Origin of the sequence: Ruegeria arenilitoris (assembly GCF_013032855.1) — a bacterium.
Lineage (GTDB): Bacteria > Pseudomonadota > Alphaproteobacteria > Rhodobacterales > Rhodobacteraceae > Ruegeria > Ruegeria arenilitoris.
The window spans coordinates 508810-520550 of record NZ_WQDA01000002.1; the positions used below are offsets into that span (position 1 = coordinate 508810).

The following is an 11741-nucleotide window of genomic DNA, read 5'->3' on the forward strand; positions in this document are numbered from 1 at the left end:
TGACGGAGGGCACATGGCAAATGACGACATCTGGCGCCTGAGCGCCACAGTACTCGCAAAACTGACCCGCTCCGGCGAATTGAGCGCGACCGAAGCCGTCCAAAGCGCAATCGACCGGATGCACGCGCTGAACCCGGCGCTGAATGCCGTCGTCGAAGACCTCAGCGCCGAGGCGCGGGAGCGCGCCCGCGCCCTCGATGCCCAGCGGGCCCGCGGCGAACCGACCGGCCCGCTGCACGGCGTTCCCGTCACGATCAAAGTCAATGTCGACCAGAAGGGCCATGCCACGACCAACGGTGTGACCGCTCTGAAAGACGTAATTGCCCCCGACGATGCGCCCGTCGTGTCGAACCTGCTGAAGGCTGGGGCGGTGGTGATTGGCCGGACCAACACGCCCGAGTTCTCATTCCGTGCCGACACCGACAACCCGCTTTATGGACGCACCCACAACCCTTGGGGCCGACATATTTCTCCCGGGGGCTCCTCGGGCGGGGCCGGTGTGGCGGTGATGACGGGCATGGGGGCGCTGGCGCATGGAAACGACATCGGCGGCAGCCTGCGGTTTCCGGCCGCGGCCCTTGGCGCGGTGACCGTGAAGCCGGGCTTGGGGCGCGTTCCCGCATGGAACCCCAGCCAAACCGCCGAACGTGGACTGCTTGCGCAATCCATGTCGGTGCAAGGCCTGATCACCCGCAGCGCGGCTGACCTGCACCTGGCCATGCCCAGCCTGATCGCGCCGGATCCGCGCGATCCGTTTCACGTTCCGCTGCCCTGGCGCGTGACCGAGCCTGACCAGCAGCCGCGGGCAGCTTTCACCAAGAACACTTTCGGTTACGATCTCCACCCCGAGGTCGACAAGGCGCTGGACACGGCCCGTGATGCACTGGTTGATGCCGGGTACACCGTTGACGAGATCGACCCTCCGAACGTTTTTGAATGTGGACGGCTGGGTTATCGCGCATTGATGGGCGAGGTTCTGACCCTGATGAAAGCCGATGTCGAGGCGGCCGGGTCCGAGACAATCCAGCGCATCTTTGCCACTTACTTCCAGGAATTTCCCCCGATCACCGGCCCGGACCTGATCCGAGCACTGGCGCAGCGCAGCCACTATGCGCGGGAATGGTCCCTGTTCTTGGAGGACTACCCGCTGGTGCTGTCGCCTTTCCTGCCGCAGCCCTTTTTCAGACCCGACCGTGATACAGAAGGCTCGGAAGGCGTACACGAAGTGCTGGGCTGCGCGGTCTATTCCTATGCGATGAACTTTCTGGGCCTGCCCGCCGCCTGCGTTCCGGCGCGTTTGGCCGAATTGCCGAGTGGGCGCCAGCCAATCAACGTTCAGATCGCAGCGCAGCGCTGGCGCGAGGACCTGGCGTTGGACGCCGCCATCGCGATTGAAGCCCGGGTTGGTCGTATGGCTGATCACCTGTGGGCCGATCTGGCACGCACGGGCTGAAACACCAACCGCTTTCAACTGCCCAAAATAATTGACCCCGGGACTGAGAGCCCGGGGTCCACGTGCTAAAATATGCCCGGATTGTGATGACGAGCGTAGCACCACCCACCCTCGCCAGCGCGAAAACTGCGCAATCATCCGAAAACACCATTTGGTGGCCACTCACTCCCACCGCGGCGTGTTCTCCGGGCAAGATCAGCATAGCTGAGAGGTGGTCAGCTTCCTGTGAACTGCTTCACATAAGTCCGAGAATCTCGGGAATTTATGTAAATTGTTCAATCGTTAGACGCTCTTCCAGGCCATGCCCGGGGTCAAACAGGATCCTGTGACGGATCTTGGGTTCCGACCGAATCTCGACCCAATCGATATCCGGAAAGGATATGGAATCAGCGTCCGCCATCACCGGACGCTTGTCGGCCTCAAGCACGTCAAAGCGCACATGCGCCGTACTGGGCAGCAACGCACCGCGCCACCGCCGAGGACGAAAGGCCGCAATGGCCGTCAGCGCCAGAACATCCGACCCAATGGGCAGAATCGGGCCATGTGCCGAATAGTTGTAGGCGGTCGACCCGGCGGGCGTGGACAACAGCGCCCCGTCACAGACCAGTTCGGCCAACCGCACCCGGCCATTCACGCTGATCTTCAGGCGCGCGGCTTGCGGACCGGCGCGCAGCAACGAAACCTCGTTAATCGCAAGGGCTTCGTGCACCTGTCCCGATTGGTCCATGGCCTTCATCATCAAGGGGTTGATGACTTCTTCTTCGGCGGCTCTCAGACGCTCCATCAGATCGGCTTCGTGGAACTCGTTCATCAGAAACCCGATGGTCCCGCGATTCATGCCGTAGACCGGCACATCCAGATGCTGCGTGTTGTGCAGCGTCCGCAACATGAACCCGTCGCCGCCCAGCGCCACGATGACATCCGCATCTCGGGGCGCCGCATTGCCATAGCGTGCCACCAGTTTGTTGCGGGCCGACTGCGCGACATCCACGTCGCTGGCGAGAAAAGCGATTCTCTTGGTCATGTTTTCCGGTTTCCGGTGCTGCGCATTTGGTTCCGAAACAAACATACCTTTCCCCATTAGGCCAGACGTGACGCCGCAGCTGGCCATTTCGTCGCTTTAAAGTCTTTTTCATCCGTACAGTTTCCTATAGGAAATCCGCCAAACCAACCTCAGCCATGCGGAGCGCCCATGAACGCCAACCTTCGTGATACCGGTTTCTTCACCCAGTCCCTCGCGGATCGTGACCCTGAACTTTTTGGGGCAATCACCTCCGAACTGGGACGTCAGCGCGACGAGATCGAGCTGATCGCTTCGGAAAACATCGTCAGCGCAGCTGTCATGGAGGCGCAGGGCTCGGTCATGACCAACAAATACGCCGAAGGCTATCCCGGCCGGCGTTACTATGGCGGCTGCCAGTTCGTCGACATCGCCGAGAACCTGGCCATCGACCGCGCCAAGCAACTGTTCGGTTGCGAATTCGCCAACGTGCAGCCGAATTCGGGATCACAAGCTAACCAGGGCGTGTTCCAGGCGCTGATCCAGCCGGGCGACACCATTCTGGGCATGAGCCTGGATGCTGGCGGTCACCTGACCCATGGCGCCAAGCCCAACCAGTCGGGCAAGTGGTTCAATGCGGTTCAGTACGGCGTGCGCAAGCAGGACAACATGCTGGACTACGATCAGGTCGAGGCGCTGGCCAAAGAACACCAGCCCAAGCTGATCATCGCCGGCGGCTCGGCCATTCCGCGCCAGATCGACTTTGCCCGCATGCGCGAGATCGCCGACATGGTGGGGGCTTATCTGCACGTAGACATGGCGCATTTCGCCGGTCTGGTCGCCGCGGGCGAGCATCCCAGCCCCTTCCCGCACGCGCATGTAGCCACGACCACCACGCACAAAACCCTGCGCGGCCCGCGTGGCGGCATGATCCTGACCAATGACGAGACGATAGCCAAAAAGGTGAACTCAGCCATCTTCCCGGGCATCCAGGGCGGCCCACTAATGCATGTGATCGCGGCAAAGGCCGTGGCATTTGGCGAGGCGTTGCAGCCTTCGTTCAAAGACTACATCAAACAGGTCGTCGTCAACGCTCAGGCGTTGTCGGATCAGCTGATCAAGGGCGGCCTGGACACGGTGACCCACGGCACCGACACCCATGTTGTTCTGGTCGACCTGCGCCCCAAAGGCGTCAAGGGCAACGCGACCGAAAAGGCGCTGGGCCGTGCGCACATCACCTGCAACAAGAACGGCGTGCCGTTCGATCCTGAAAAGCCGACCGTGACCAGCGGCATCCGTCTGGGCTCGCCCGCAGGCACGACCCGAGGCTTTGGAGAGCCCGAGTTCCGCCAGATTGCGGACTGGATCATCGAAGTGGTCGATGGGCTGGCCGCCAATGGTGAAGACAACAACGGTGAGGTCGAGGCGCGGGTCAAAGCGCAGGTCGCGGATCTGTGCGCCAAGTTCCCGATCTACCCGAACCTCTGACGCCACAAAGTCAGAAACAACAAAATGGCGCCTTTAGCGGGCGCCATTTTTCTTTAATGTCAGATGCCCTGATCAGATCAGATCGCGCCACCAAAGCACGACCAGAAACAGTGCGGCCAAGGCCAGAATGTTGAAGGCTAGCCCCCCGAGCATGCCCAGAAACCAACCCCAGCGGCGATCCGCCAGATTGATGGCGCGCAGATGCGACTGAACATCCTTCGCCGCCTTTTCCAGGGTCGGCGAGTCCAGGGTCAGCCGGAGCTTGGGATGCTCGACCAACGGCTCGGCACGGGCGAGTTCCATTGCCTGTTTGTAGACCTTGCGCGGCAAGCGACGCTTGGCACGGCGCACCGACTCGGCCAGGGTCTTGCCCTTTGCGCCCAGTTTTTTGCGCAACAGGATTATCGTCTGCGCGATCTGGGTCTGAATTTCTGTTTCCTGAGCCATGCGCCCCTCCTGACGGGGCAATCTAACGGTCTGCGCAGGCGGTCACAATGGGGCTGGTTGTCCGGAGCGCCGGACGGTATCAGAAAGACATGCTGAACACGATCACACATGGCGAACCGACGTCCCGCACACCGCTGTTGATTGCCCATGGGCTATACGGATCGGCCCGAAACTGGGGGGTGATTGCGCGTCGGCTGTCAGATGAACGTCAGGTGGTGGCGGTCGACATGCGCAACCACGCCCACAGCTTCTGGGACGACCGGCACGATTATCCGGCATTGGCGGATGATTTGGCTGAGGTCATCGAAAGCATGGGCGGCGTGGCAGACGTGATCGGGCATTCGATGGGCGGCAAGTCGGCAATGACATTGGCGCTCGAGCATGGCGAAATGGTCCACAGGCTGGTCGTGGCGGACATCGCTCCGGTTCGGTACAGCCACACGCAAATGCCATATATCGAGGCCATGCGCGCCGTGGACATGACACAGGTCGCGCGCCGCTCGGACGTGGAACAGCAACTGGCCGATCTTGGAGTCGAGAAGGCATTGCAGAGCTTCTTCACTCAGTCGCTGGACGTTCCCGGCAAACGCTGGCGGCTGAACCTGGACGTATTGGCCAAAGAGATGCCGAATATCATGGGTTTTCCGGACTTTACCTCACACTGGGACGGCCCGGCGCTGTTTCTCGCCGGTGCGGAGTCGGACTATGTTCAGGCAAGTCACCGCGAAATCATCAAATCCTTGTTCCCGAACGCCCGTTTCGCCAAGATTCCGGGCGCAGGCCATTGGCTGCACGCCGAAAAACCGCGTGAGTTCGAAGCTGCTGTCCGGACATTTCTGAACGCCACCTAAGCTCTCTATTGGTACAGGCGCTTGGCGACCAGCCAGGATGCGGGCAAAGCCGCGACCGCTCCGACGGCTGCGGCACCCACGATGGCCAGGGTCGAAACCATTCCCGCGGTCAGCACGGCGATAACGGCCGTACCCGCGAGGGCGGTCGCGATCAGGGAATACAGTAGCGCTGCAAGTCTCATCATTGCCAGTCGTCCTTGTTGATGGCGTCTGACGCGCAGATTGCCGAAGCGTAATACAATCGGCTTTGATGCAGATCAGGCTGGGTCCCTACATCCCGGAATCAACCGGGCCGACGTAGTCGCCCCCGCCGTTTACCCAGTCCGAGAACCCACCCAGGTTGTAGACATGCTGATACCCCATGTCCTTGAGCAACTTGCCCGCAAGTGCCGCCCGTCCGCCCGAAGCGCAATGCAGAATGATCGGGCGATCCTTCCGCAGCTCGGGGTCATGCGATTGCAGCGCAGGATCGGCACGAAACTCGAGCATACCGCGTGAGATATGGTGAGATCCGACGGCGCGACCGGTCTTTTCCAGTTCAGGCGCATCGCGAATGTCCAGCAGCAGCGCACCCTGCTGCAATAGCTCCCTGGCTTGCGCGGCGCTGATACGTTGAACAACGGAATTCGCGGTCTCAAGCATCTCTTGAACGGTCAATGGCATTCGTGCGGTCCCTCCCGGATTTTCACGAATGCTAGCACGGGGCCTTTTGTATTTGTAAGCGTTATGGTGGTCGCCTATTGCTCGCGAAAGGCCCGAGACATGCTGTCGACGATCGGCTTGGCGATATAGGCGGCAAAGGTGCGTTCCTCGGTCTGGATCATGATCTCGGCCGGCATGCCGGGGGTCGGAATGAAACCCCGTACCCGGTCCATCTCGTCAGGCTCCAACGACACCCGGGCCAGATAGACCTCTTGAGGTATTCCGCTGGCTTCTTCCAGAACCGCGTCCGCCGAGACGTAAAAGACTTCGCCCGTCAGAACCGGTGTCGTGCGCTGATTCAAAGCTACCAACCGCACGGTCGCGGTCTGGCCGGTCACAACGCTGTCGATATCGGTGCGCGGGATCTGGGCCTCGATGATCAGCGGGGCATCAGCTGGCAGGATTTCGGCAATCGGCTTGCCGGTCTCGATGACGCCGCCCGGCGTGTAATAGTGCAGTCGCACAACCGTGCCATCGACCGGGGCGCGAACCACCGCGCGGGCAAGAACACTGCTGGCCTGGCGCGATTTTTCCCGCACGCTTTCCAGATCCGCCTCGATTACACCCAGTTCGTCCAGCGCTGCTTCGCGATAGGCAGACCGGGTCCGGGTGATCTGCTCTTCGTATTTCAGCAGCATCTGGCTGGTTTCCGAAGCCTCGGCCGCCAGTCGGGCCAACTGCCCGTCCGCTTCGGCCTGGACCCGCCGGATGGTGTTCAACTCACCCTTTCGGACAAGCCCTTTTTCGAACAACGCGTTCTTGGTTTCGTATTCTTCCTGAAGGATCGCCTTGCGGCGCTCCATGCTTTCCAATTGCGCCTCGAAGCCGCTGGCCCTGATCTTCAGCGCCTCGATATTACGTTCGAGAAGAGCAATGTCATTCAGCAGTGTCTTCCGCGAGACTTCGAAACTGAGCCGCTGGTTGTCGAGAATGGTCATCACTTCAACGTCGTCGGACGCTTCGATCAGGGCGGGTGAAAACTCCAAAGTGTCCTTTTCGGCGTATTCCGCCAGCAAGCGCTCGACCATCGCCTGAAGGCGGATCTTGCGGATGAACAATTCACGCTCATTTGCCTCGGCCGAGGTCTGGTCGAGTGTCATCAAGACCTGCCCCTCCTGCACGGTCTGGCCTTCGGTGACCAGGATCTGTTCGATGATCCCTCCTTCAAGATGCTGAACGATCTTGTTGCGCCCGGTGGCCACAAAGCTGCCTTGAGCAATCACTGCGGCCGCGAGAGGCGCCTGAAACGACCACAGGCCGAACCCGCCGAAACAGGCGACCAGCAGCACGGTGCCCACGACCATGAACTTGGTTATCGATCTCGGAACCTCGGCGTACCAAAGGGCGGGATCGTCTACTTGGACCAATTCGTTCATCTTTACCCCCGTCTACCCTTTCAACTCGGGCTGCTGACGCGGCCCGTTCAGTTGCTGCAGTACCTGCTCACGCTGACCGAACAGGGCGACCCGCCCATCCGTCAGCAGCATGATCTTGTCCACCACGTTCAAAAGCGTCGGTTTCTGGGTGATCACGACCACGGTAATCTTGTTTTCCCTCGCCTGCTCGATTGCCCGGGCCAGCGCCTTGTCGCCCGCGACATCCAGGTTCGAGTTCGGCTCGTCCAGAACCACCATCCGCGGATTGCCAAAGAAGGCGCGCGCCAGCGCGATCCGCTGTTTCTGACCGCCAGACAGGGGCGAGCCATCGGCAGCGACCACGGTCTCATACCCCTGTGGCAAGGTGGCGATCATGTTGTGCACGTCGGCCAGAACTGCAGCATCATGAATTTGCTCATCGGTGGCATCGGCGCGCATTCGGCCGATATTGTCCTTGATCGTGCCCGGAAACAGCTGAACGTCCTGCGGCAGGTACCCGATGCTTTCGCCGAACTGGCGCGGATCCCAGTTTCGGATATCCATCAGGTCGAGCCGCACGCTGCCCGAGGTCGGCAGAATCGATCCTACCAGCGTTTTGCCCAGCGTGGTCTTGCCCGCGCCCGAGTTGCCGATGATCGCCAGCGTCTCGCCCGGGTTGAGCGAAAAACTGATGCCGTTGAGAACCACGCGTTTGGTACCCCCGGGTACAAACAGAAGGCGTTCAACATCCACTCGTCCCTCGGGGCGGGGCAAGCGCAGCTTCTCATACTGAAGCGCCGAATTGGACAGCAATGCCTTGATGCGGCTGTAGGCACCGCGGGTCAGCAGGAATGTATTCCAGCCCTCGATTGACCCTTCGATTGGCGCAAAAGCCCGCCCAGCGATGATCGAGGCCGCGATCACCATGCCGCCCGTGATTTCGCCTTGCAGGGCCAGATAGGCCCCCCATCCCAGAATGCCGACCTGCGTCAGCAGGCGTACGGTGCGCGAGATCGCCGCGAACACCACGTTTCGGTCCTGCGCCCGGACCTGCCAGGTCAGGGAGTTGGCGGTGTCGCGTCCCCAGATCCGAACCGCCTCGGGGATCATAGCTAGTGCGTTGATGATCTGGCTGTTCCGCGACATCGAATCCAGATGCTGGTTGGCTAGTGACTGGGCCATGTTGGCCTCGGCAAACGGTTTGGCCGTCATCCGCTGGTTGATCAGCGCGATAACCATCAGGATCACGGCCGTCACCACCACGATCATGCCCAACTCTGGGTGAACCAGAAAAATCATAAGGATGAACAACGGCGCAAAAGGAACATCCAAAAAGGAGAGAAGGGTGCTTGAAACGAGAAAGCCGCGGATTTGCTGCAGATCACCCAGCGTCTGATACTCGCGTCCCGTCCCGTGCAACGAGGCATGCGCTGCGGCACTGAGGGTCGGAGCACCCAGTCGCGCCGCCACTTCGACCCCGGTGCGCATCAACATGAAGCGCCGCACCGCATCGAAAGCCGATTGAAAGATGATTGCCCCGGCCACGATCGCGGTCAGCATGATCAGCGTGTCCAGCGAGCGGCTGGTCAGCACCCGGTCACTGATCTGGAACAGGTAGATCGGGATCGCCAGGATCAACAGATTGGTCGCGCAGGTCAGTACCAGAACAAAGGCAAGGTTTCGCCATATCGCTCGCATCGAGGTCCGAAGGGTGCGTTGAAAGTCTTCGGGCGGCGTGCGCTTGTGAAAAGTTTGGGGTGGCCCTTTGCCGCCGCCATCGCCTGAACCAGTACGCAGCAGCGGCTTGTTCGCTTCGGCCTCGATAGTGGTGCCCATGCGATCCGTCCCACCCGACCGGGACGAGGGGGTCATGCGCGCGGTCGGGCTTTCGACGGTTTGCGGTTCCGAGTCCTCGGCATTGGCCACCCCTTCGCCGTCACCCGCACGCCCTTCCACAGCGACGGTCTCCGGCGTTTCGCGCCGTCGGGGAGAGGCGGCGCTGAATGTTGTTTCTAGTGTGTTGTCGTCTGTTATTTTCTGATCGGTTTCGTCCCGGGCTTCCGGTGCCGGAGCCGCTGCATTGCGAGCAACCTCTTGCTCCTTCTGCGCCGTGGCCGGGCCCTCCTGCGCTGCCTTGTTCTGGCTCTGCTCGGTCACGGGCACGCGCATCTCCTTGGTCAGCCTTAGCCGTGCGGTCAGCCGTTCCGTTGCAAATGACGAGCCAGACACCATGTCGCTGGGTCGCGAAGTCAGAGGCTGTCCGCTTCCCGACCGGTCCAGCGGGCTGGCATATCGGGTGCGGCGCGACGAAAAAACGATCGACATAAACAAACCTTCCGGTCACTCGTAAAAAAGGGAAAATCAGGTCAGGATGGATTGCATTCCTACATTGGCGTCCAAGTCTTCGGGCGTCAGGACAGGAGCGGTCGGGCCGCTGACTGGTTGCCCGGCGGTCATTGCCTCTTCCATCAGGATTGCGATGGCTTCATTGGCAAATTCCGGGCTGATCTCGTTCTCGGGCAAGTCGATGAGACTGGCCTGGTGCAGCAAAAGCTCGGAATATGCGCCCTGCCCGGCCATGACAACGGAGTCCACGCCCAGCTTGTTGATGTTGGCCGCATTCAGCATCGCGTTGCTGCCGGCCACGACTTCGGTACTGGCCCCATGCGGACCGGACAGGAAAATGTCATCCTGATCGGCAAGCATGGTGACCTGCTCAAGAATATTCACCTGCAGCAGGTTTCCGTCGATCTTCAGAACGCGCATCTGCTCCATACCCGCGAACATCGGATCGTTCAGCAATGCGTCCTCGAGCGCCGCCATGTTCATTTCATTCAGAGTCATGGCCTCGGCCATGTTCTCCTCAAGCGCCTCCTGCAGGTCCAGGCCGTTGATCATCACCGAGGCCTGGTTCATCAGCAGGTTTTCGTTCGCACCTCCGGCAGGTCCGGCTAGGCCACCTGACACCAGGTCGTCATCCATCAGGACAAGCGTCTGGAACAACATGTCGACCGAGATCATGTCGCCGCCGATCATGATCAGGTCATAATAGTTGCCGAGTTGAACAATATCGGCCACGTTGACCATCTGGTTGCCACCCATCGCATACATGGTCGAAGACGCGGAAATCTCGGTCTGGATATGGTCGATATCGGTGGCGTTGATGACCTGCTTGAGGAAGTTGGCAACCACCAGATCGCCATGGATCCAATCGACGGTCAAAAAGGACGGCTGCCCGGCCCCACCAGCGACGGCCGAGGTTCCGGCAAGCCACGGCGCAGGATTCGCCTCTGTTTCAATCTGGGCGGATTGGACGACGTTGGTGCCCGCGCCGCTGCCGGTGTTTCCGACATCAACATCTGATACCAGCGCGACCTGGCTGATCATCGTCAGGCTGATCGCTTGTCCACCCACGGCGATGAAGGGGGCATCCACCCAACCGACGTTCAGTGCGACTTCGTTGATCGCAAGATTGCCGCCGGTGACAACGGTATGACCCTCGTGTGACTCCGGCCCCTCGGACTGGCTCCACTCGGCCGGATAGGACTGTGACACCAGATTTTCCTCAGCCTCCTCGGGCTGGTGGTAGGCCGGCAGAAGATCGCTCCAGACCGGAGCCTCCGACACGTGTTGACCGTTTACGATGATGCCTTCCGCGTCTTCACCTTGGAATTGGTGAACCGTGACACCTTGGACCGATCCGTTCATCGGTGTCGTTATCTGTTCGACCAGCGTATCCAGGTATTCTGGCGTCATGTAGTCCGGTATCGCCAGTGAAGGCGCCGCCATCGCATGAAGCGACTGCGCCACGTCCAGCGCGGCCTCGGCCTGCGCTGTCAGCATCGCCGCATCGCGGAAGTCGCCCGCGCCGACGGTATCATTGTCGCGCAGGACCAATGTCTGGAATGTGTAAGTGACGGCAGACCCTATCAGGTCGCTGACGACCTGCGGCTGCAACATCAAGAATTGCGGCCCGACCGAGATAGGCAATTCGGACTGCGGAACGAATCCGCCCGGCGCCAACGGGTCACCGATCTGGATGCTCGACTCGAGCATCGGACCGGCGGGTGGCAGCGGCAACTGCGGGTCCGCGGGCGGTTCGGGGAAACGGTAGGGAAGCGGGTCGTAGTCCTTGGGCTTCAGATCCAGATCGGCCTTGACGACAATCCTGATCGGATCCTCCAGGCCTTCAACTTCGGCCAGCCGTCGGAGCGCCGTAAACTCCTCGTATTGCTGCCGCAGGATGGCCTGTTCCATCGTGAGCTGAAAAGTACCAATAAAATGCGCGATCGTTTCCGTAATGCTGTCAAGTGACATCTGGACTATCCCTGTCACCCTTTCCGGCAGAAAATTTCCGGGTCTGGGTTAAGTTGGACCGAGGCCATGAAACACGGCCCCGGTGTTTTCATCAAAGACCGGAGGCCGAAATCGCGGCCTCCGGGGTC

The 11741-nt window shown here is 60.7% G+C and carries 10 protein-coding genes; 3 read left to right on the plus strand and 7 right to left on the minus strand.

What is annotated here, in order from left to right:
* Window positions 1-13 precede the first annotated feature (13 nt).
* A complete protein-coding gene (locus GOW72_RS08735; RefSeq protein ID WP_170366574.1) occupies window positions 14-1453 on the plus strand; it encodes an amidase family protein in 1440 nt (479 codons plus the stop codon).
* A gap of 262 nt (window positions 1454-1715) precedes the next feature.
* Here GOW72_RS08735 and GOW72_RS08740 read toward each other — a convergent pair whose 3' ends face one another.
* On the minus strand, window positions 1716-2477 hold the full coding sequence (locus GOW72_RS08740; protein WP_170366575.1) for an NAD kinase: 762 nt from the start codon (window positions 2475-2477) through the stop codon (window positions 1716-1718).
* Between the two features lie 168 nt (window positions 2478-2645).
* Here GOW72_RS08740 and glyA point away from each other — a divergent pair, with 168 nt between their 5' ends.
* On the plus strand, window positions 2646-3941 hold the full coding sequence (glyA, locus tag GOW72_RS08745; RefSeq protein WP_170337640.1) for a serine hydroxymethyltransferase: 1296 nt from the start codon (window positions 2646-2648) through the stop codon (window positions 3939-3941).
* A 72-nt stretch (window positions 3942-4013) separates the two neighbouring features.
* On the opposite strand, the gene GOW72_RS08750 is transcribed toward glyA, so the two are convergent.
* Window positions 4014-4388: a hypothetical protein gene (locus GOW72_RS08750; protein WP_170366576.1), complete on the minus strand. Its 375-nt coding sequence runs from the start codon at window positions 4386-4388 to the stop codon at window positions 4014-4016.
* 47 nt (window positions 4389-4435) lie between these two features.
* Between GOW72_RS08750 and GOW72_RS08755 the strand changes: the two genes are divergently transcribed.
* Window positions 4436-5239, plus strand: a complete 804-nt coding sequence (locus tag GOW72_RS08755; RefSeq protein WP_244952364.1) for an alpha/beta fold hydrolase — start codon at window positions 4436-4438, stop codon at window positions 5237-5239.
* 5 nt (window positions 5240-5244) lie between these two features.
* Here the strand turns inward: GOW72_RS08755 and GOW72_RS08760 are convergent, their stop codons facing one another.
* The 5 genes from GOW72_RS08760 to GOW72_RS08780 form a co-directional block, all read right to left on the minus strand.
* Window positions 5245-5424: a hypothetical protein gene (locus tag GOW72_RS08760; RefSeq protein WP_170363027.1), complete on the minus strand. Its 180-nt coding sequence runs from the start codon at window positions 5422-5424 to the stop codon at window positions 5245-5247.
* Between the two features lie 85 nt (window positions 5425-5509).
* Window positions 5510-5902: a rhodanese-like domain-containing protein gene (locus GOW72_RS08765; protein ID WP_170358356.1), complete on the minus strand. Its 393-nt coding sequence runs from the start codon at window positions 5900-5902 to the stop codon at window positions 5510-5512.
* Between the two features lie 74 nt (window positions 5903-5976).
* The gene (locus GOW72_RS08770; RefSeq protein ID WP_170366577.1) at window positions 5977-7317 is read right to left on the minus strand and encodes an HlyD family type I secretion periplasmic adaptor subunit; all 1341 of its coding nucleotides are present in this window, start codon (window positions 7315-7317) and stop codon (window positions 5977-5979) included.
* A 12-nt stretch (window positions 7318-7329) separates the two neighbouring features.
* The gene (locus GOW72_RS08775) at window positions 7330-9621 is read right to left on the minus strand and encodes a type I secretion system permease/ATPase (RefSeq protein WP_170366578.1); all 2292 of its coding nucleotides are present in this window, start codon (window positions 9619-9621) and stop codon (window positions 7330-7332) included.
* Between the two features lie 36 nt (window positions 9622-9657).
* A complete protein-coding gene (locus GOW72_RS08780) occupies window positions 9658-11613 on the minus strand; it encodes a type I secretion protein (RefSeq protein ID WP_170366579.1) in 1956 nt (651 codons plus the stop codon).
* Window positions 11614-11741: the final 128 nt, after the last annotated feature.